The organism is Streptomyces sp. rh34, assembly GCF_002551245.1.
In the GTDB taxonomy this organism is placed as follows: Bacteria; Actinomycetota; Actinomycetes; order Streptomycetales; family Streptomycetaceae; genus Streptomyces.
Window position 1 is genome coordinate 96,245 of sequence record NZ_NTGZ01000003.1, and the last position, 20,603, is coordinate 116,847.

Consider the following 20,603-nt stretch of genomic DNA (forward strand, 5'->3'; position numbering starts at 1 on the left):
CTGCCGGACCCCCAGCCGTTTTACGGCTTAGGGACGGTGCAGGTCACGGACCCCTTAGAGGCGTCGCAGTGACCGAACTGAGGGAAGCTCACCCAGTAGGGGTCCTTGTCGAGCAGCCGGTATTTACCGGAAAACCCAGAGCTGAACGCGCCGCCCATCGAGGTCGAATTTATCCAACTCGACATGGCGGAGCGGCCGCAGACCTCGTTCCACGTCGGGGCCGCCTTGCGTTCGTCGTCATACAGGTGCCACTCGCCCTGCTTGACGCGGGTGGCGTAAGTCTGCACGCATTCATCGCCCGAAGCGACCGGATTCAGGCCCCCGATGATGCCACCGGGCATACCGCCGGAGTTGTAGCTGGAGGCATAGGCGAACTCGTCGCACGACACCTTGTCGCCCGCGCTGATCTCCGGGACGAGCGTGGCGTCCGGGTTGCCGTGTCTGCTCGCCCAGCTTGTGCCGTCACTGTTCTTCGGGCAAATCACGTCCCGGTTCTTGTTCGGGTCACGGCCAGGGGCGTTCTTGGCAGCCTCCGGCAGGAAGAACATTGGCTTGTTGTGCGCTCTGCTGCCCGGATGGTTCGGCAGCTTGGATTGGATCAGCCATGCGTGTGCCACCGCGGCCGGAGTCTTGTCGAAGTTCATCACCCACGTCGGAATGTACTTGTGGAACGTGCAGCCCGGCGTGGCGGAAGAAATCTTGTCGCAGCGGATCTGCGCGCCATCGGCCTGCCAGCGCGAGGCAGCCGGGTTCGCCACCGGCGAGTAGGCGGTGATCTTCGTGGACAAGTCCAGCGTGTCGGCCTTGTTGGCCCCGCTCCAGGTGTGATCGATCTTCCCGACAGCCGTGTGCGAGAACGGATCCGCACCCAGCCACTCCAGTGCTCCGTCCCACGCATGCGGACCGTTGGTGCACCGGTCAGGCATCATGCAGTCGAACCGCACGTCCAGCGTCACCGACACGAACTTCGCATCGACCGCCACCGGCACGAGGGTGATCTGCTCGGTGAACGTCGCCGAATTCGGCGCCAGCTTCACCTCTTGGCCGACAGCCCACGAGGCGTTCAGGACTTCGCCGGTGGGTTTGCCGTCCTTGACGACGACTCCGACGTACTCGAAAGTGAAGCTGCCGATGCACGCCTCGTACCGCTTGATGTGCGAGTTCCCGAAGCCCGCGCACCAGTCGACCAGATGAGGCAGCGCCGCCGTCGTCCCCTTGGTGAGGGCGGCCCGGGTCTTCTTACTGTCGTCCGGCACCAGACGTGAACACGGCTGAATGTTTGTCTTCTCGTTCACCTCACCACAGTTCCACCCATCTGCCGCGCTACGTCCCATGGGCGGCACAGCCGGCGGTACCGGCTGTACGTCCGGCTGAGCGATAGCCTGTGGCTGCTGGTGGCCATCCTGATTGAGGGGCGGAGCGTCCTTGTTGGGCTCGAGCAGTTTGATGTCGACAGCCCGGTTGCGGATCTTGAAGTTGACCCACGGGGACCACTCGGTCTCATACAGCCCGCCGTCGTAGGCAGAAGTGTGGAAGGCGTAAGTGACGCCTGGCTTCAGCCTCCCGTGTGAGACCTTGACTTCAGCCGTCGAGCCGGATGACACATACTTGGACACGAGGACACCGAACTGGCTGTCATCAAGTTTTACTTGTGTTTTCGGCTTGCCGAAAGAATCGGTCGTGTAGACCTCGAACGTCAGGTTCGCTTTGTCGTTGTCCTTGTCGGTCACCGTGTTGCGCAGGACCGTCTCGGTGGTGTTGACCTGCCATACCCCGCCCGCCTGAGTCCAGGTCGGGCCAGCCTGTGGGTTCTTGCCCGACACTGGGCGGTTGCCCGCCAGGACGTTGCTCTCCGGACCTGCTGCAGGGCGAGATGAAGGAGCGGCATTGGGAGTGGAAGCGGGAGGCAAGTCGGGCTCAGGTGCAGCGGTTGCTATTCCGGATCCCAGGAATAGAGCAGCCGCGACAACCATGGCTATACGAGCTGTCATGCCTTTTCGTCTAGCTAAGCTGGACACGTAGTTGCAGCCCTCACTCTTGGTGGTCGATTCGTCGCGCTGTCCACCTTCTTAGGTGCTACTGCGCTCACGCATCAACGCCACCTATTCGGACATCCCTGAACGTTCGACAGGAACCAGATGTGACGCTGCACACGGTTGCGGAACTCTCGGTCACGATCAGGTTGCACTCTTGCTGCAGAGCAACGGTGTGAAGGTCGGGTGGAAGACAAAGACCGGCTACACGCTGGGAGTCCGACTCAAGCGCTACCGGTCGAAGTGGCAGCAGGGAACCATCGACCCGGCTGAGCTGGCGTCCCTCGAAAGTCGCCCGCCGGTCAGGCGCTGACTTCCCACGCGCCTGAAATGAGGAGCCGCCGACGCCCCGGTGGGCAACGACGATGCAGCGTGTCCACGGCCTCCACGCCGCTGCCCAGCGGAACAGCCTGGGGACGACCCGGCCTCGGCTGCTGCTGCCTTTCCGGATCGACCAGGCGAGTGGAAGCGCGGATTCCAACCCGGACAATGTCAGCCCGTGTTCCATTTCCTGAGCCCCGGCCCGACTCGCCGCCGGACGCTCCACTGCCCTCGACGTCCGTGCCGCAGGTCGCCGAGGGCGCCCAGCCCGCACCGCGGATGGCCGTGGTCTCCAACAACTCCCAGATCGTGCCGCCCGGCATGCCCGCCTCCTCGGTCAACCTGCTGCCCGGCGTGGACGGCACCCGCCACAAGACCGGCTTGAGCGTCCTCAACCAGCTACTGCTCGACGTCCTCGCCCCGCTCGACGGGATCCAGGACGTGGCGCTGTGCGGCAACGGCTTCCTGCCCCCGGCCTCGCCGCACGGGCCGTTCCTCTACTGCGACCACCCGGCGATGGCCGCGGCCGCCAACAGCCTCCAGCACCTCTTCCACGTCCACGGCCCGCGCCCCGGCGAGCGCCTGACCCTCCCGGCCTCGCCCGCAGAGATGGTCACGTCCGGCCAGGTCGGGTGGGTGCGGATCGACGACGACTTCGAGTACGAGACGCTGACCACCCACGCCGCGTTCCTGGCCGACCCCGGCGACACTGAGCTCTCCCCGCTCACCCAGCCGCCCACCGACCAGGACCAGGACCAGGCCCTCGCCGAAGTCCGGGTCGCACTGCCGCAGCTGGGCCGCGAGCTGCTGGCCACCGGCACCGGGATGCTCGCGTGCAGCATCCACGAGTACCTCTCCGGCCCGCTCGGCCCCCACCGCGCAGTGCTGCGACTCAAGGACGGCCCCAACGGCAAGCTCCTGCAGTTCGCCTGGGACGTCACCACCGCCGACTTCGTGCAGGTCGAGGCCACCGGCCGCGAGGAGGCGATGGCCGCCTACCCCTTCGGCGCCGAGATGTTCTTCCAGGACTACCTCGCCCTGCTCCAAGGACGCCTGCAAGTGTGGGACGTGGCCGGCGGCGCGATGGAGTGCTGGCACATCGGCCGCCCCCTCGACAGCCTCGTCTACGCCTTCTTCGGCATCTACGGCGAGCACCAGCGCCCCGACCTCGCCGCCCTGTCCTACCTGCACCTGGCCGCAGGGATCGCCGCGCCGGCGTGAACGGCAGGATCAGCGTGCTCAGCGCCCGGTACACCGCCGCGGTGTTCACCGTGCACCGGCCGCCGCCGGAGGTCCCGCTGGTGCTCAAGCTTCACTCCGATCCGGCCGCGTACGCCGGGGAGACCCTGGCGTACGCACTCCTGGCCGACACCGCACCAGTCGCCCGGCTGTACGCGGAAGGAGAAAAGTCTCTGTCGCTGCTGCTGGAGTACCTGCCCGAGCCCGCCGACTGGACCTTGTCGGCCATGCCCGCCGTACTGGCCGAACGCGTCGCCGCCGTCCACACGGCCTCACTGCGACTGCCCACCGAGGCCACCGACGCACTGGCCGGCTTCACCCTCTCCGCCTTGCACGGCGCCCCGGCCCCGGCCTGGATCACGAACCCGGCGGCCTACACCGAGGTGCTGGCCGCACACCTGGACGCCTACGGCACCGAGCTGGTGCCGCTGGGCCACCTCGACCTCAAGCCCCAGCACCTGCGCAGGCGCCCGGACGGCGAGGTGGTCCTCCTCGACGTGGAGAGCGTGCGCCCGGACGTGACCGGACTGATCGATCTGATCACCCTGCCCGCCGTCCTGCGGCAGGCCGGACACGAGCTCAGCCCGGCCCGGGTGCTGGGCCTGTACCTGGACGCCACCGCCGCGCTCGGCGCCCGCTGGACAGCCGGCACGCTGAAGAACGCCCTGCACGCGTACGCGGCGGCCACCGGACTGGAAAGCCTGCACGGCCTGAACGGGTAGACGCGGAGCGCCCGCTGCCCCGCCGGCCGAGATGGTCGGCGGGGCAGCGGGCGTTCGGCGGGTTCTACGGGCCCTCGACGCCGACAATCGTGCCGAACGGATCGCGCAGCTGAGCGATGCGCCGGCCGGGCTCAATGGTCAGCGGGCCGCGGTGATGCTCGCAGCCGGCCGCCAACAGCCGCTCGCGGACCTGATCGACGTCATCCACACCCCAGTACACGACCGGGCTCCCCCCGCGAGGGTTGCGCTCGTCGTCCACCGGATGGAAGCCCACCTCAACCCCACCGATCTCCACCCAGGCGTAGACGGCACCGGTGTCGCTGACCTCCATTTTCACGGGCACGTCCAGGAGCTCACCCCACCACCGCGCCGACGCCTCCGGATCCACAGCAAAGGTCATCACGGTACGAACGGTGCTGAACACAGCCCACCTCCACGATCTACTCGACAAAACGCTTCGCCCGAAACGCTTCCCGGACACCCCGTTCATCTCCCGGCCGCAACTCTGCCCAAGAAGGTGTTCACGAAGAATGTCGAGGGCCGCGTCACCACTCCCTCGACGAGGAGTATCCCGCGACCCACATGACTGTCCGCCGACATCGAACCCAGTCGTTCAGTTTCCTTGCCAGTGAACCTGGGCGTACGAGGGGCGCCACCTTCTGACGTTCCGTCCCCCCTGGGTGGAGCAGCCGGAGTCGCTCTTGCTCGCCCGGCGGAGACAGGTTCAGTACGCGGAAGGATGCTGACCGGCCTCGTCGACTGAGAGTCTCGAAGCGCGGCCGGTCCGGGCCGCGGACGTAAGGAGCGCAGATGTCCATGGCCGGGCCGCCATCGTCAGAAGGCGAGCGCGCTTGGACCGGTGGAACGCTGACCACCCGCGGTCTGCGGCTGAACCGTCCTCCTGAGGTGATCGACACCTCGGCGTTCTGTCACCGTACGCCGTGCTGACCGGCCATCATGGTCCGGGACCGTTGCCCTTTTTGGAGGCCCTGCCCATGAACCGTCGCATCATCCTGGCACCTGTGCTTGCCGCCGCGCTGGCCACGGCCCTCGCCGCCTGCACCACCGAGCCGAACGTCGCCCAGGACGACAAGCCGTCCGTACCGGCGGCGTCGCAGACCGCGAGTCCCGGTGCCCCCGGCGGACCGGCCGACGGCACCCCCCTTGCGGAAGCGATCGGGCAACTGGAGGTCGCCCCCGAGGCCACGGGCGGATACGACCGCAAGGCCTTCAAGCACTGGAACGCCGGCCTCGACCCCGACGACGGATGCGACACCCGGGAGGAGGTGCTCCTCGCCGAAGCCGTGAAGCCCCCGACGAAGGGCGCCGGATGCAAGCTGTCCGGAGGGGAATGGCTCTCCTACTACGACGGCGTCACCGTTACCGACCCGGGCAAGCTTGACCTCGATCACATGGTGCCCTTGGAAGAGTCCTGGTCATCCGGGGCGCAGGACTGGGAGGCGGACCGCCGTGAGGCCTACGCCAACGACGTGGAAGCGGAACGGTCGCTTGTGGCCGTGACGTTCAAGACCAACCGGTCCAAGGGGAGCAAGGACCCTGCGGAGTGGCTGCCCCCGTCCGCGTCCGCCCACTGCATCTACACGGCCGACTGGACCGCCACCAAGCTCCGATGGAGCCTTACCGCGGACCAGGCCGAGGTCGACAAGCTACTGCTCCTCGCGGACGGCTGCCCGGACACAACGGTCACCTTCACCCCGGCAGCCTGACGATCGGCACCAGCAAGGCCTGAACCACCGACTACCTGCCGGCGGACCGGGTGGTGTGCGACGTGCACGAGTGGCGCCCCGAAACCCTCGACCGCCTGGGCGGTGGCTTTGCCGTAGAGGCGGGTGTCGGTGACCGTGACGGCCTGCTCGGCGCCCCAGGTGGCGGGGTCGCCGAAGACGAACTCCCCGCCGTGCTTGGGCGGCCGTCCGCCCTTCGGATGGGCCAGGAGGAACTCCTCCCGCGAGGGCGCCGGGCGGCGCATCACCCGGTCCGAACGGGTCCGGCCCAGGACCTCGACGGGCAGGCCGGACAGCAGATAGGCGATGCGCGGGGCGTCGTAGCCGGCGTCCAGCACGACCAGGATCTTCGGGTCTCCTTCGGTCCACTGGCCTGCGGCGACGAGCCGTTCGACCACCTCGCGGACCTGGTCGGCGGTGACAGCGGCCAGGTCGGCGCCGGGGGCCAGGCGGACCGCGTCCAGAAACGCGGTCCAGGAGGTGCGTCCGCTTTCGAGGGCGACGACGACCGAGTACGGCCAGCCGGGCATCATCTGGTGCTTGGCGCTGCCGCGGCCGTAGGTGTGGCAGAACGACCGGTCCGGCACGGTCCCGGCGTCCGGCCGAAGCCACGGCGAGACATCGACGGCCAGCACCAGCCGGCCGTCCGCTGCCCGGGGCAGCGGCACCCCGGCCCAGACCCGCCGCAGCCGGGCGACGTCCACCCCTCCGCGATTCAGACCGGCGTAGAGGGCGCCGTGACCCCGGCGGTGCTCGGGCGCCAGCGCGAGGTCGACCAGCGACCGCACCGGCCCGTCGGTGCACAGCACCGCGTCCGTCAGCTCGAACAACGCGTCCGCGCGGGCGGTCAGGCAGTCGTAGAAGTCGGTCCGGAACCGCGACAACACGGTCAGGGACTCGACGCGAACAGCGTCGTGCAGGAGACTCACCCTCGCGGCCTTGGCATGATCAACAGCGTCTCGACAACGCACATGATCACACCAAGGCCGCACCGTTGTCTCATCGCCCACTAATGGCCAACCGGCCCTTCAACAGGGGACGTTAAAAAAACAAGCTCAAGGCGGCTCCGACGCCGCCCGCCTGACCCGCCCTCAGATTGCCGCCGCCCTCCGGCGTGCCGGCCGCCAGCGGGGAATCGAGGCCGAGACCGAGCGGCTCCGGGAGATCTTTCGAGCCGAGTGGGCTTACCATCCGCCGCTGGTGGAGAAGGCTCTGGGCCGGCAGATGCTTGCGCTCCTCGCCCAGCTGGAAGCCGCCTGCACCGCCGTGGACGACCTTGCCCAGGCCGCAGAGGAGGCCTTCCTCCAACACGAGGACGCGGAGATCATCCTGAGCTTCCCAGGACTCGGAACCCAGCTTGGAGCCCGCGTGCTGGCCGAGTTAGGCGACGATCGGAACCGGTTCGCCAATGCCCGCGGGCTGAAAGCTTATGCCGGGTCGTCGCCCATCACCCGGGCCTCCGGCAAGAAGTCTGCCGTCACCCGCCGCCGCATCAAGAACGACCGGCTCAACCACGTCGGCTACCTCTGGGCCTTCTCAGCCCTTCGCGCCTCACCCGGGGCCATGGTCCGCTATCGCCACCGCCGCGACGAACGCGGCGACTGGCACGCTTCCGCCCTGCGTAACGTGTTCAACGGCTTGATCGGCCAGCTCCACCACTGCCTTCAGCACCGTGAACAGTTTGATGAAGCCGCAGCCTTCCCGGCCTCGGTCATCCAGGTCTCGCGGGCGGCGTGAGGGAAACTGCCCCCACCTGCTCAGAAGGGCCGTGCGCCGGTGTCACGCGGGGCTACCGGAGGATCGGGCAGTTGGTGGCCTCATACTCATCCGCGATGGTGAAGACGCTGGCACATCTCGGACACTCTGCCTTGCCGAAAAGATGGGAGATTCCCTCAGCGAGTACGACTTCCCCATCGCGGATGGCCATCTCGTGCATCCACCGGCCGACGCCCGAAAGCTCCTCGACGGGCGTCGGCCGGAGCTCACGCCGGTCCACGTCGCCCAGGTTCCAGTCACGGATCGCCGAGTAGCGCCCGTAGTCGCCGATAGCAACGGTGACTTGCGTGGCGCAGTGAGGGCACAACAGGTCGTAGAAGTCGTCCGTGAAGTCCCCCAGGACGTTGGCCCAGTGATACTGCTCCCGGACCGCGAGCAGCGCGCGGAAGGTCACCAAGTAGTCGGCCGGTCGGGACTTCAGGTGCCGGTCCAGGTGGATGCCGAATTCGGCGATCGCGTCGGCGCTGTCAGCCAGCAGATCGTCACAGCCGTGCTGTCCTGCCGAGCGCTCCATGATTTCTCCGGCCAAGTGCCGTGCCTTCGTGCTCCCCGGTGCGAGACGCACGAGATGGGGCAGGGCGGCGATGCCCGCGGGCGACACCAGGTCGCGCTCCAGCATCAACCGATGCCCCAACTCCGACCACGCCGCATCGTCGTCCCCATGTTCCAAACGACCCAGAAGCTCGGGGACTCGGTCCACGTCAGATTGCCAGTCGTGCATCTGTGCCCAGTTCGCCACCCAGGCATTGAACCGTCCTGCGGGCAACGAGTCGAACCTGCTCCACAGCGACACCATCGGGAAGCCTCCCCTGCGCCGGCTGGGTTACCTCGCCCGTGCGGAAACTGCGCCGCGCCCCCCTCGTCCACCAGCGCCTGGCCCCGCCCGACACCTGTACAGCTGCACCCAGCCCTGCGGAGAACAGTTCCTGGCGGTCATACCGAACCCCCGAACCCCGGAAGACCGTTGAGCGGCCGCTGCCCAGCCCGACCCGCGCGGCGCGCTCAGGCCAACTGAGAGGCAGCACGTTCCGGTGCGTGCGGGGATGTGAGTCGCTTGAGTCGCTGAACTGGTCAGCGACTCAAGCCGAGCGACTGGGCACTCCGTCGGTCGCTCCGTCGCAAGAGGAAGAAACCGCAGGTCAGGAGCGAGTAGTGGAGCGAACAGCGACCGAAGCGACCGGACTTAGGCATATATCAAGACCTCCTGTGTGCGCGTGTGCGTCATATATAGCGAGCTTCAGTCGCTTCAGTCGCTGTCACTGCAGTGCCATGCCCCTGAGCTGCTGCTTTCGGGAACACCATGCGCAGCGACCGAGGGCTCCGGTCGCTGCGCAGCTGTTTCAGTCGCTGTTTCAGTGGCAGTCCCGATTGCTCACTGGCTGGAGACGCGCCCTTCCCGTCACGCCAGCGCCAGCAGCGGGCAGCAGTTCGCTAAGGTGTGTTTGTTGTTCAGTCGCTTCGGTCGCTAAGAGGGGGTGTACATGCCTGCTGACCTGCGGATTTCCCCCAGCGACTCACGGGATGAAGGCTCGCTTCCTTCAGTCGCTGATGTGCCACTCGCTACGGCGAGGTGGTGCGCCCGTCAGGGGTGGCCGGTCCACCCCCTGGCTCCCGGCCGTAAGACTCCTGCGGCGAACTGTGAATCCTGCCGGCAGCCTGGCCACTCTCATGCAGGATGTACCTGCCCTGTCGAGGGCCGCTGGTGCCACAGTTTTCACGCGGCAACGCTGGACCAGCGCCGCATCGACCGCTGGTGGGGTGGCAACCCCCAGTTCGGTACCGGTGTGGCATGTGGCCCGGCAGGACTCATCGTGATCGACATCGATGCCCACGCGACGAAGCCCCCCAGCCGCGACAGGATCCTGCCAGGGATTCCCATCAGCGACCAGGTCAACCTCACCGGTCTCACCAACGGGTTCCACACCATCGCCGTGCTCGCGGCCCTGCGCAACATGCCCAGCCCGGCAGAGGACGCGAACACGCTGCGCGTGCGGACACCGTCCGGGGGGCTCCACGTCTGGTACCGGGCAGGGGACAACCGCCAGTGGCAGTGTTCCAGCGGCTCCAGCCCAGGTCGTGCTCTGGCCTGGCAGGTAGACGTCCGCGCCCACGGCGGCTATATCGTCGCGCCCGGCACCACCACGACCGCCGGGACCTACACACCGCTGGGCACTGTACGGCGTCCTGCCGTCCTCCCCGACTGGCTGGCCCAGGAACTCGAACGCACCGGCCACCTCCCCGCCCTGGACGTTCCAGCCCCCCGCGCAGTGCCCCCGAGAGCACAGCAGGCCGTCATCGCCGCGGGCGGAGGCCGCAACCACACCCACAACATCCTCGCCTCCGTGCTCGCACCGGTCGAAGCCTGCGGCCAAGTCGCTGAGGGAGCCGGGTTCTCCGACACCCTCAACCGCGCCGCCTACACCCTCGGCGGCCTCGTCGCCGCAAGCCGTCTCACCCAGAAAGAAGCCGAGGACATCCTCCTGCAAACGGCGGCCGCCGCCCGCCCGGGCCAGGACCGCCGGGCTCAACAGATCATCCGCAGCGGCATGGCCGCCGGGCTCAAGCGCCCCCTGTACCCCGGGAGCGGCCGATGACATCCCCCGGCAACGACAACACGCTCTTCCACTTCGACCCGCAACTCGTCGCCGCACAGATCCGAGAACAAGCCCCACTGCCTCTGCCCGCCCAAGCCCTACCGCCCCCCGTGCCGGCTACCTCCGGGGAAGCGACCCAGCACGGGCTCCTGCCGGACACCCTCACCGACCGCGGCAACGCCAAACTCTTCGTCAAGCTCTACGCCAACGACTACCGGCATGTCCCCGGCATGGGCTGGTACAGGTGGGACACCACCCGCTGGCAGATCGACGAGGACGACACCGTCGTCTGGGCTGCCGGCGACCTCGCCGAAAGCATCGCCTCCAACGATCCCCGCGGCCTCTACACCACCCAGGCCCTCCAGCAGCACCGCCGCCGAGCACTCTCCACCACCGGCATGAACGCCATGCTCACCCAGGCCAAATCAGCCCCGGGCATGGTCCTCAACGCCGCACGCCTCGACGCCGACGCCTACGCCCTATGCACCCCCGACGGCATCGTCGACCTCCGCACCGGCCTGCTGAAAACCCCGGACCCGAACAAGGACTTCCACTCCCGCTCCACCTCAGTCGGCCCCCGCCCCAGCCCAACCCCACGATGGAACTGCTTCCTCACCGACACCTTCGGCGACGACGCCGAAGGCACCGAGATGATCGAGTTCCTCCAACTCCTCCTCGGCTACTCCGTCACCGGCGACGTCGGAGGACAAGTCCTGCCCTTCCTCTTCGGCTCAGGAAAGAACGGCAAGTCCGTCCTCCTGGACGTCCTCATGAAACTCCTCGGCGACTACGCGGACGCCGCCCCACCCGGCTTCCTCATGGCCCGCCCCTACGAAGGACACCCCACCGACCTCGCCGAACTCCACGGACGGCGCGTCATCGTCTGCTCCGAGGTCAAGCACGGGGACAAGTTCGACGAGGCCCGGGTCAAGCTCCTCACCGGCGGAGACCGCATCAAGGCCCGCCGGATGCGCCAGGACTTCTTCAGCTTCCAGCCCACCCACAAGCTCTGGCTCCTGGGCAACCACCGGCCCGAGGTCGGCACCGGCGGATTCGCATTCTGGCGCCGCATGCGCCTGATCCCCTTCACCCGCGTCGTCTCCGACGACCGCAAGATCGACAACCTCGCCGACATCCTCGTCACCGAAGAAGGTCCCGGCATCCTCGGCTGGCTCATCGACGGCGCCCGCCGCTACCTCGCCGGAGACAAGAATCTCACCGGACCCGAACGCGTCCGCATCGCCACCACCGCATACGCCGAGACCGAGGACCACACCGGCCGCTTCTTCGAGGAATGCTGCACCCTCGGCCCAGAACTGCGGGCCGAACAGACCGGTCTCTACGCCGCCTACCGCACCTGGTGCCAGGAAGAAGGAGCCCCGGCCATGACCTCACGCGCCTTCGCCGCCCGCGCCCGCGAACTCGCCGGCCTGGCTTCCCCGAAGGAAATGATCCTGTCCAACCAGCGCAAGTACTACCCGGGCATCGGACTGCTCCCCGAGCAGGAGAGGCAGGCGAACGCATGAGCTCCCTGATCACCGAGGACGAGATCAGCCACGAGATCGAACTCGTCTGGCTCGAAGAGACCACCGACCTCGACTACGTCCGCCAGAGCCTGGACCGCCTGCCCACCCGCCGCGGCAAACCCCCCTACCACCGTGACGGACGCATGATCGGCTACGCACTCCTGAGCCCTCAAGCCAAAGCCTCCCGCTCCTCAGGAACCTTCCGCCGCCGGGTCTTCTGGCTCCTCCCGCACGACCGCGACACCCAACCCCAAGGCCTCTACGCCACTGGCGCCCCCGCCGAAGCCGTCGACCCCCGCACCCTCGCAGCCGGCATCAAGGGCTTCAAGACCGAGCGCTCCGAGGGCGGCCCGCCTTCCACCGCCATGCAGGAACTCGGCATAACTCTTCCGCTCTGACACCGGCCGTACCGGTCGACAACGAGCGGCTCACCGCCGAAGGCGGAGCCGACCAGGCCAAGGAAAGGGTCAAGGACACCCTCACCGATTGACGCCGCCCACCCCCCCCGTACCTGGCCCTGGCTTTGTTCACGACTCGCGTCAGCAGTTGTTCACCGTTGCGGGAGGCACCTGCACGGCGGCGATGTCGATGTTCACGGCGTCGGGCAGCAACACGGACCACGGGCCTGGTGCCCGGCAACGGTGCCGCCACGACGGACCACCTGGCCCCGTAGCCAGCGCTTTTGCCCTGCCTCTCCGGAAGCGGCAGACGGCCGATCTCGCTGCCGGCCCCCGAGCTGCTGCTCAAAGCCGTGAACATTCGACGCAGGCCAGCTACCGCAGTGCCTCCCGAACTGCTGTCAAAACGCTGCTCACTGTCGTGTTCGAAGCCAACAGAACCTGGTGAGGGCAGGTAATGGCATCTCCCAAGAAGCTGACCGTCAGGCGCGGGGCGAGGGGCGGTCTCACCGCCGTGCGGTGCTCTGCCGACGGCCGTGCCTGCGCCCATAGCTGACGACGATCAAGAGGACCTCGCCCAGGAGCTCGGGATCGCCCCAGCGACCGGTGCGGCAGGCAGGCATCGCCCCGTACCGGGATCGCCGTGGATGCCTGCGCTAGCTTCGTCTGCAGAGCGCCCATCGACACCACCAGCGACGGACGCCGACGCCCCATTGCCGTCTAGCAGCCTGCCCAGGTCATTGCCGGGAGTTTTCAGGAGGTGCCAGCTTGCTTGGGCTCTGTTCTCGGTCTGCCGATTGTCAGTGCTGCGTGGCACTCTTTGAGTACGCCAGTGACGGACCGAGTGGAGAGTGTTGAGGTGCGTGCCATGGCAGTGCGTGTTCGGCATACAGATCCTCCCGCGCCGTCCGGGTGCCGGTGGTGCGGTGAGGAGAAGAGCAGACATGGCCGACGGTGGGTGGCTTCTGCCGGAGTGCACTCATGGGAGGCGCCTACCCGTGAGCAGCGTCTTAGCCGAATGAAAGCCCGCCGTTCAGCGCGGCTGGCTCACTCGTTCTCGGCCCAGTGACGCAACCCGGCCTCGCTGGCCACCTTGATCGCATCTTTGAACGATTTCACCAAGGCTGGCGGAACATCTGAGGGCTGCCGCAGTCGCTGTGCCAGCTCGACGACCATGCTCTCCTTTTTGCGGGGGGCATGCTCGGAGTGCTGGTACAGCAGGGTGTGAAGCGACTTGCTGAACTTGCCGGTGCTGCGCAGAGCTGCAACGTCGGTGGACGTCCACTGCTGCTCGTCCTTGCGGGGCCATTCGGCATTCATGGTGTCGGCCCACTGATCATCGCTGAAGACGTCCTCCAGCTCGTTCGGGTCTCCGAGGAATAGGCAGTCCTTCTCGGTGAAACCGTACTTCTCCAGACGATTGAGGCTGAACTCCTTTTCCTTGTCGCGGATCGAGTCACCATCGACCAGGAACAAGACGGTGCGCTTGTGCTTCTTGAGGAATTTGGCGAAGTTGAGGGCACCGTCGTTGCCGCCGCAGTCCCACAGCGCGATGCCCGCAGACTGGACCGGGTAGCCGAACGCCAGCTTGAACAGTGCTGGCAGTGCCGCGTACTCGGTGGGGCCCTCCACCCCGACGAAACACCGTTCGTGCAGGAGGACACTGTTGCGGAAGCCCAGGGAAACCGCCATGTTCGAGAGGAAGCGCCGAGTATCCTCGTCGCTGTCCTCTGCGCCGAGTGACTGTACGTAGGCCCGCCCATCCCTACTGTTGAGATGCACGATGTCCTGGATGTCGACGCCGTCGATCAGGTTCAGGGAATGGGTGGCAACGATCACGGTGGATTGCTCGGCGGACGCCGATACCTTGATCATGTCCATGATGCGACGCTGGTGCTCATAGTCAAGGTGCGTGTCGGGCTCGTCATAAGCGATGATCACTCCGCCCGCGGCGCCGTCCCTTGCTGATTCTGAGAGAAGCTGTTGACTGGCCTCCCACAGGGCCAGCGAAATCCTGCGGGACCGGCCCGCCCCGGCCGCAGCCAGTGATACAGCCCGCTGGCCCGGTGCCGCAGCAGTCATCGAGACGCCACTGACAGTCGGCCGGAACTGCACGGTCGGTTCCAGCGAGAAGGAGTCAAGGGCGCATCGTTCCTCGACCAACTTCTGCAGGCGGCTGGCATCGTCCTTGAGTAGGCCGGAAAAATCGGACTCCAGATCGGTGATCTTCTGTCGGGTCTCCTCACGCAGGGTGTATTCACGCAACTTCGCGGTCAGGATGCTGCGGACCACAGTGTCAGGAGTCTCCGCGGCGTCGCCTCGGAAATAGAGAAGCTGAGGCAGGGCGCTGACGACGTGCTCGGGCGCCTGCGTCCAACCGGCAACCGTTGGGGCTGAGGCCACATAATCCTCGAGAACCTCGGTCCAGCTCGCTTTGACGTTCGGCTGGCCCTCCCGCAACTTGACGCCTACATCGGAGGCAAGGGTGCGGAGCTCAGGCACCTTCAGCGAGGAGACGTTCCGTAGTGCGGGATTCTGCGGCACCTGCGCCAGCCACTCGAGCGAGACGCCTTCGCCTTCCACGTGCCGACGGCGCACCTGGATGGAAGAGCTGAGCCCCAGGGCCTTCTTCTCGACTTCGGATAGGTCGAACCGCCCTTCCACCGTCACCGCGACCGGTGCCCCAACATCGTCGGCCGCCGGCAGGGCAGCGCGCGTGGGTTCACTCTCGGCAAACTGAGAGACATCGCTGTCCGCGGGGGGGCGCTCGCCTAGCAGGAAGGCGATGGCGTCCAAAGTCGCTGTTTTCCCGCAGTCGTTGTGGCCCGTCAGGATGGTCTGCTTATGGATCGGCATGCTCTGGACGTCGCCCAGCGAGCGGAAATTAGTGACGCTGAGTTCGACGAGTCGCACAATGCTCCCTTGCAGTACAGCACGGACACGCTGGTGGCCAGCAGCCGTTAACGCGCCGTTGAATCACGCCACTTCGGGGCGACGTGGGAAAACTCTAGCGTCTGATGAGGCACGGGAGAGCCGGGATCCCAACGTCGCAGAGGGCGCGTCAGCGTAGAAGGGCGATCGAAGATCATATCTCAGACGATGGGAGCGCCCCTGACCATGGTGGAGTGGATGGTCACTACGGGTTACCCGCCGGTCTGTCGGACACTGCGATCTCGTCCAGTGATGCCGGTGTGGGTGAGTAGATGTTGTTGGGCGGGGTGGAGGGTACTCCATTGCCTGCGCTGCGCTCTGGCCCACCGTTGGAGTGTGTCCGGGACGGATTCGTTCCCGCTGATCGTGGTGCGGTATTGCTGCCAGGGGTAGGGCCAGGGCGGGTTCCACCACGGATCCAAGCTGGCGAGGGCGGCTGCGGTGGTGGCGGAGAGGGCGCCGGCGCGAGCGTTGCGGCGTTGGCGGCTCAGCCATGTGCCGAGGGAGAAGCCGTCTTGTCGCGTGTGTTTGTCCGGGGTGAGGCGGCCGTGCTGGACGGTGATGTCGCGGTTCTTTTGCGGGCGCGTTGGCGGTGTTCGGCCAGCCAGCGTCCGATCGGGAACCCTTCGTGTTCCTTGCTCGAGCGTGCGGCGAGGTGTCCGTGCTGGGCCGTGTACGAGCGGGCATGGGCGACGTCGGTATCGAAGCGCGGGGTGGTGGTCAGCCGGCGGGAGTCACGCGGGCCGACCCGCGCCCGGGCGGCGTCGCGGGTGATGCCGATCGCGGCGAGCAGGTGTTGCTGGTCGGGGTGGAGGCTGCCGTAGAGGGTGCACTGGCGCTTGACCCAGATACCCAGAGGTGCCCCGGCCCGTGGTCCGGTGCGGGTCGACTCCTCGCCCGGCATCGATCTGCTGGGCGCGATCGGCGCGGCACACCCCGAGCTGCTGCTCACCGGAGCCACGCTCCGGGACCAGGGCCTCATGGTGTCCGGGCTCCTCGCGGCAAGGTGGCCGGTGCCGCTGCTGTGGGAGGTGATCGCCCGCTCGCTGCCCGACCCGCTGCACCGCACGGTCGGCGCGGTGATCTCCGGCCGCCTCAAGGCCGCCGCCACGATGCCGGTCCCCGGCTCTGATGCGGAGTACGCATATGCCCAGCACAGAGCAGACATTGCGGCTCACCGTCGCCGCCCTCATGCACCTCACCGGCGAGCGACAGGCCGACCTCGCGGCCGGCCTCCGCCTGAGCCAGACCCAGATCAGCCGCAAACAGTCCGGCACCGCAACCTGGACCCTCACCGACGTCGACAACCTCTCCGCCCACTACGGCATCCCCGTCGGAGACCTCCTCGTCGGCGTCGACCGCGCCATCCACTGCCTGCCCGCCCGCCGCCGCGCACCGATGCCCGGCGCCGCCCAGCTCACCATCCACCCCTGACCCCCGCCACCGCAGTCCAGAGGCACGGCGCCGTTGGGATGCACGCTCTGTACGGGGTAACCGTCCAACTGGCGGCGACCCTGACGACGCTGGAGGCGAAGCGCCTGGGAATGACCGTCGAGGCCCTCCTCGACAGGGCCAGCCTGTTCTTCCATGAGCGCGCCGCCGGATAGCGCCGACCATACGGATCAGCCCCGGTCGGACCTGTTGGTTCTGACAGGTCCGACCGGGGCTGATTTACGGTCAGGCAAGGCCGGCGAGGTAGCGGGCCAGGAGGGGTTGGTCGAGGTTGTGCCCGTTGTTGTGGTGGAGGTGCGCGCCGGGCTGTCGTCGGGACGCGTGGAGTCCGTGGTGTCCGCCGGCGGGGCGGGTGCTGCGGGCTCTGCGGGTCTTGTGGGTGTCTATGGGGTGAGTGCGTGCTTCCTGGATGTCGGACTGCACGCAGATTTCAGTGGCGCACGATTCATTTCAGTACGCCTTTCGTGCGGCAGCGAAGATTTCAGTGCAGTGGGCCATGCGGGAGGACGGGCCAGCAACCATCAGGCCGTGCGCGATCGTCTTTCAGGTATGTTGCACCCGAGCTCCGGCCCTTCCCTGACTCCGCCCGACTGGCCGCACTGCGGCCATGGCACCACTGCGGAGGACCCCGTCGGATGCCGCGGCATCCACGTCCCCGGCCACCCCGCGTGTCTCGCCCACCTGGCCGATCCCGACCGCGACACCTATCTGGCCGGCCTGGCCCCCGGCACCGACATCGACCACCGCGGCACCCTCTTCACCGAGCCCCTCCTCGATGCCCTCCTCAACTCTCTCCGCGACCCCGCGACCAACCACCCCAGACTCGGCAACGCCAGGTTCGAGTCAGCGACCTTCACGGGCACCGCCAGGTTCGGGTCGGCGACCTTCACGGGCGCCGCCGGGTTCGAGGCGGCGACCTTCACGGGCGACGCCAGGTTCGGGTCGGCGACCTTCGAGCGCGACGCCGTGTTCTTGGCGGCGGCCTTCACGGGCGCCGCCGGGTTCGACTCGGCGACCTTCACGGGCCACGCCGGGTTCTTGGCGGCGACCTTCACGGGCGTTGCCGTGTTCGGGTCGGCGACTTTCACGGGCACCGCCGGGTTCGGGTTGGCGACCTTCACGGCCAGCGCCGGGTTCGTGGCGGCGACCTTCACGGGCGACGCCTGGTTCGGGTCGGCGACCTTCACGGAAGGTGCCGGGTTCGGGTCGGCGACTTTCACGGGCGACGCCGGGTTCGAGTCGGCGACTTTCACGGGCGACGCCGGGTTCGAGTCGGCGACTTTCACGGGCGACGCCGGGTTCGAGTCGGCGACCTTCACGGCCAGCGCCGGGTTCGAGTCAGCGACCTTCACAGGTGACGCCGGGTTCGAGTCAGCGACCTTCACAGGTGACGCCGTGTTCGGGTCGGCGACCTTCACGGGCGGTGCCGGGTTCGAGTCGGCGGCCTTCATGGGTGATGCCGTGTTTGAGTCGGCGGTCTTCGAGCGGGCGGACAGCTTCGGGCCGTTGGTGTGTGCGGGGCGGGTGCGGTTGTCGGGGGCGGTGTTCGGTGGTCCGGTGTCCCTTTTGCTTGCCGCGTGCGAGCTGGAGTGCCGGCGGACCCGCTGGTCCGCGACGGCGGAGCTGCGTCTGCGCTACACCACGGTGGACTTCGCCCACGCGGTCTTCGAGCACCCCCTGACGATCGCCGCGGAGGCCAGTCCTTTCGAGCTCACCGACGGAGGGCCGATGGCAGAACAGGGTCTTGACGGCGCGCCCGATGCCGGGGTGCGGATGGCTTCGCTGCGGGGGGTGGACGCGGCTCACCTGGTCCTCGCCGATGTCGACCTGTCGCAGTGCCTGTTCACCGGGACCGTGCATCTGGACCAGCTGAGACTGGAGGGCGCCTGCACCTTCGCCAAGGTCCCCTCCCGCACCGTCTGGCGCCACGGGCGCCCGGTCCGGTTCACCGAGCGCCGCACCCTCGCCGAAGAACACCACTGGCGCGCCGACCAGCCAGCAGCGATCCCCGGCTGGAACGAAGCGGAGTTCAGCACCAGACACGTCGGACCGGCGCAGCTGGCACCGGTGTACCGGGCGCTGCGGAAGTCGTTCGAGGACAGCAAGAACGAGCCGGGAGCGGCGGATTTCTATTACGGCGAGATGGAGATGCGCCGTCACGACCGTGAGGGCACGACTCGTACCGAACGCGGGCTGCTGCACGGATACTGGGCCCTGTCCGGGTACGGCCTGCGTGCCTCGCGGGCCTTGTACTGGCTCGCTGCCACCATGCTCGCCACGGTGGTGCTGCTGATGGGCTTCGGGATCGCCCGGGACTCCCCGAAACAGGAAGCGACCGGGACCGTCCCGGCCGGCGGCGGCAAGGTCACCTTTGAGATCGGCAAAGCTGATCGGCAGAACCCGAAAGGCGACAGGTTCACCGGGGAACGCTTCGAGAAGGCGCTGAACGTCACACTCGACTCGGTGGTATTCCGTTCCTCCGGGCAGGACCTCACCACCGCCGGCACCTACATCGAGATGACGTCCCGTCTGACCGAACCCGTCCTGCTCGGCCTCACGGTCCTCGCCGTCCGCAACCGCGTCAAACGCTGACAGAACCAACCCCACAAGCCCGCGCGGGTCAGGAATCAGGTCAGCGACGTCCCCCCGGAGGCCGGAAGCCGCAGGCTCTGCCGCGTCCCGGTGACAGCCCTCTGCGGGTTCCGTGGCGCGCCTAATGGGGTGAGTGCGGTTCCTGCGGCGGTGATCAGGCTGTCCGCCGCCCGCAGGGCGTGTTCCCGCGCCCCCTGGAGAGCCGGGGGAGGGTGTCCCGCTGCCCCCGTAGGCGGCCTGTGCGGCTGTCTGTGCGGCGGTCTCCAGCCCGGGGAGCGGCAGCCGGACCCGCAAGCAGCGGAGCGGTCACCGCGGACCGTGGTGCGGTGGCTCTCCGGCCCGAGCCTCCGCCCAGTCCCCGCCCGCCACCCGGATTTTCCCGAGGGGCCGGGCCCATGGTGGCCGGGTCCCTGCGGCGAGCCGTTCCGGAGTTCTGTTCAGTTTGCCACCTCGGAACTCAACTCGATTGCGCATGCCTCTGGAATGTCAAGCGATTCGATCACTTGCCCCGCTGCTTCTGCGGAGAAGAGTGCGTTGGTTACGCTGAGGAGAAATCCGGGCGTAGGCGGATTGTAAGCCTCTCGCTGTAGGGTGAACTTTTCCCCGCTGGGCAACGCGAAAGCGAAACACAGCCATTCGGCCAGTGCGTCCACTCCGATATCGGGCCGCCCCCAACGGCGGTAGAGCGCCATGAGGTCAACCTGCACTAGCGCCAAGTATCGAATTTCTTTTGGTGATAGTTCTTTATCTGGAATTCGCCGAATGGTCGTAAAGTTTGGTTTCACCTGAAGATTCTACCTAATGGCTGTCCCGCCATGAATTGAGGGACAGCCATTACTCCGTACGTCCGGAGAGTCCGGAGGGGGTGGCGCAGAATCCCAATATCTACCCCCGCCTGCATCGTGATGCACTGCGGAGCAGTCCGATAGGGAGGGGATAGGGCAGATCCCCAACCCGTACCCAGGCCCGGGGAGTGATGCAGACTCAGGGCCCGACCCGGTCCGGCCAGTTGACGCACGACCGCCCCAAACAGCCCCTCCCTTATTGCCAGCAGCCCGCACAGCGGGCCGTCCTGTAGGCGGAGCCGGAAGGATCCCCACCCGACCACCCGTCACCACCCGCCCCGACGCGGAGCGTCGGGACCAGTCCGACCGCCCACCCGTCTTTTTGAATTCCGGAGGAATTCATAAACAATTCCGGAGGAATTGTTTAAAAGCCCGTAGGGCTTTATCGTCTTTACGATCCGTAGGATCGTGCGTCGTTCCCCCGGAGGG

At 67.3% G+C, this 20,603-nt stretch carries 18 protein-coding genes and 3 pseudogenes; 12 read left to right on the forward strand and 9 right to left on the reverse strand.

The genetic code is table 11. From position 1 onward, the window contains the following. Positions 1-20 precede the first annotated feature (20 nt). Positions 21-1,823, reverse strand: a complete 1,803-nt coding sequence (locus tag CR470_RS01605) for a hypothetical protein (protein WP_143663743.1) — start codon at positions 1,821-1,823, stop codon at positions 21-23. Between the two features lie 367 nt (positions 1,824-2,190). Here CR470_RS01605 and CR470_RS39250 point away from each other — a divergent pair, with 367 nt between their 5' ends. The 3 genes from CR470_RS39250 (at position 2,191) to CR470_RS01615 (ending at position 4,315) form a co-directional block, all read left to right on the forward strand. Further along, positions 2,191-2,346, forward strand: coding sequence for a hypothetical protein (locus CR470_RS39250; RefSeq protein WP_179892090.1), 156 nt, complete (start codon positions 2,191-2,193; stop codon positions 2,344-2,346). A gap of 248 nt (positions 2,347-2,594) precedes the next feature. Then, on the forward strand, positions 2,595-3,575 hold the full coding sequence (locus tag CR470_RS01610) for a hypothetical protein (protein WP_097865764.1): 981 nt from the start codon (positions 2,595-2,597) through the stop codon (positions 3,573-3,575). After that, a complete protein-coding gene (locus tag CR470_RS01615; protein ID WP_097865765.1) occupies positions 3,572-4,315 on the forward strand; it encodes a hypothetical protein in 744 nt (247 codons plus the stop codon). Before CR470_RS01610 ends, CR470_RS01615 begins: the two co-directional genes overlap by 4 nt. A gap of 64 nt (positions 4,316-4,379) precedes the next feature. Here CR470_RS01615 and CR470_RS01620 read toward each other — a convergent pair whose 3' ends face one another. Continuing rightward, complete coding sequence (locus CR470_RS01620; RefSeq protein ID WP_097865766.1) at positions 4,380-4,739, reverse strand: VOC family protein; 360 nt, start codon at positions 4,737-4,739, stop codon at positions 4,380-4,382. Between the two features lie 571 nt (positions 4,740-5,310). Between CR470_RS01620 and CR470_RS01625 the strand changes: the two genes are divergently transcribed. Then, positions 5,311-6,042, forward strand: coding sequence for an HNH endonuclease family protein (locus tag CR470_RS01625; protein WP_097865767.1), 732 nt, complete (start codon positions 5,311-5,313; stop codon positions 6,040-6,042). Between the two features lie 62 nt (positions 6,043-6,104). Here the strand turns inward: CR470_RS01625 and CR470_RS01630 are convergent. Further along, a pseudogene (locus CR470_RS01630) lies at positions 6,105-6,989 on the reverse strand (transposase); the annotation flags it as partial. A gap of 142 nt (positions 6,990-7,131) precedes the next feature. Here CR470_RS01630 and CR470_RS01635 point away from each other — a divergent pair. Then, positions 7,132-7,797: pseudogene (locus tag CR470_RS01635) on the forward strand (IS110 family transposase); the annotation flags it as partial. A 52-nt stretch (positions 7,798-7,849) separates the two neighbouring features. Here the strand turns inward: CR470_RS01635 and CR470_RS01640 are convergent. Continuing rightward, positions 7,850-8,632, reverse strand: coding sequence for a hypothetical protein (locus CR470_RS01640; protein ID WP_097865768.1), 783 nt, complete (start codon positions 8,630-8,632; stop codon positions 7,850-7,852). A 685-nt stretch (positions 8,633-9,317) separates the two neighbouring features. On the opposite strand from CR470_RS01640, the gene CR470_RS01645 reads away from it, so the two are divergent. From CR470_RS01645 to CR470_RS01655, 3 genes are read left to right on the forward strand one after another with little or no spacing between them, the layout of a single operon-like run. Further along, the gene (locus CR470_RS01645; protein ID WP_257138333.1) at positions 9,318-10,430 is read left to right on the forward strand and encodes a bifunctional DNA primase/polymerase; all 1,113 of its coding nucleotides are present in this window, start codon (positions 9,318-9,320) and stop codon (positions 10,428-10,430) included. Next, on the forward strand, positions 10,427-11,956 hold the full coding sequence (locus CR470_RS01650; RefSeq protein ID WP_097865770.1) for a DNA primase family protein: 1,530 nt from the start codon (positions 10,427-10,429) through the stop codon (positions 11,954-11,956). The genes CR470_RS01645 and CR470_RS01650 overlap by 4 nt, the downstream gene beginning before the upstream one ends. Further along, on the forward strand, positions 11,953-12,354 hold the full coding sequence (locus CR470_RS01655; protein ID WP_097865771.1) for a DUF6009 family protein: 402 nt from the start codon (positions 11,953-11,955) through the stop codon (positions 12,352-12,354). Before CR470_RS01650 ends, CR470_RS01655 begins: the two co-directional genes overlap by 4 nt. A gap of 1,047 nt (positions 12,355-13,401) precedes the next feature. Here CR470_RS01655 and CR470_RS01665 read toward each other — a convergent pair. From CR470_RS01665 to CR470_RS40200, 3 genes are all read right to left on the reverse strand, one after another. Next, positions 13,402-15,267 (reverse strand): ATP-dependent nuclease, encoded by a 1,866-nt coding sequence (locus CR470_RS01665; RefSeq protein ID WP_097865773.1) that lies wholly within the window; start codon positions 15,265-15,267, stop codon positions 13,402-13,404. Between the two features lie 230 nt (positions 15,268-15,497). Further along, positions 15,498-15,848: a helicase associated domain-containing protein gene (locus CR470_RS38595; protein WP_257138339.1), complete on the reverse strand. Its 351-nt coding sequence runs from the start codon at positions 15,846-15,848 to the stop codon at positions 15,498-15,500. Next, positions 15,773-16,237, reverse strand: coding sequence for a Helicase associated domain protein (locus tag CR470_RS40200; RefSeq protein WP_257138334.1), 465 nt, complete (start codon positions 16,235-16,237; stop codon positions 15,773-15,775). The genes CR470_RS38595 and CR470_RS40200 overlap by 76 nt, the downstream gene beginning before the upstream one ends. A 194-nt stretch (positions 16,238-16,431) precedes the next feature. Here CR470_RS40200 and CR470_RS01675 point away from each other — a divergent pair, with 194 nt between their 5' ends. Further along, positions 16,432-16,719, forward strand: coding sequence for a helix-turn-helix domain-containing protein (locus CR470_RS01675; RefSeq protein ID WP_097865775.1), 288 nt, complete (start codon positions 16,432-16,434; stop codon positions 16,717-16,719). A 38-nt stretch (positions 16,720-16,757) separates the two neighbouring features. Beyond that, positions 16,758-16,892 carry a hypothetical protein gene (locus CR470_RS40205; RefSeq protein ID WP_257138335.1) on the forward strand — a complete coding sequence of 45 codons (135 nt, stop codon included), beginning with the start codon at positions 16,758-16,760 and terminating at the stop codon, positions 16,890-16,892. 70 nt (positions 16,893-16,962) lie between these two features. Here CR470_RS40205 and CR470_RS39255 read toward each other — a convergent pair whose 3' ends face one another. Beyond that, positions 16,963-17,160 (reverse strand): hypothetical protein, encoded by a 198-nt coding sequence (locus CR470_RS39255; protein ID WP_179892081.1) that lies wholly within the window; start codon positions 17,158-17,160, stop codon positions 16,963-16,965. 126 nt (positions 17,161-17,286) lie between these two features. Here CR470_RS39255 and CR470_RS41075 point away from each other — a divergent pair. Together CR470_RS41075 and CR470_RS41080 are read left to right on the forward strand one after the other, a co-directional pair. Beyond that, positions 17,287-18,057, forward strand: a pseudogene (locus CR470_RS41075) (pentapeptide repeat-containing protein); the annotation flags it as partial. Between the two features lie 237 nt (positions 18,058-18,294). Then, a complete protein-coding gene (locus tag CR470_RS41080) occupies positions 18,295-19,329 on the forward strand; it encodes a hypothetical protein (protein WP_306667781.1) in 1,035 nt (344 codons plus the stop codon). A 437-nt stretch (positions 19,330-19,766) separates the two neighbouring features. On the opposite strand, the gene CR470_RS01685 is transcribed toward CR470_RS41080, so the two are convergent. Next, positions 19,767-20,114, reverse strand: coding sequence for a hypothetical protein (locus CR470_RS01685; protein WP_097865776.1), 348 nt, complete (start codon positions 20,112-20,114; stop codon positions 19,767-19,769). Between the last annotated feature and the right edge of the window lie 489 nt (positions 20,115-20,603).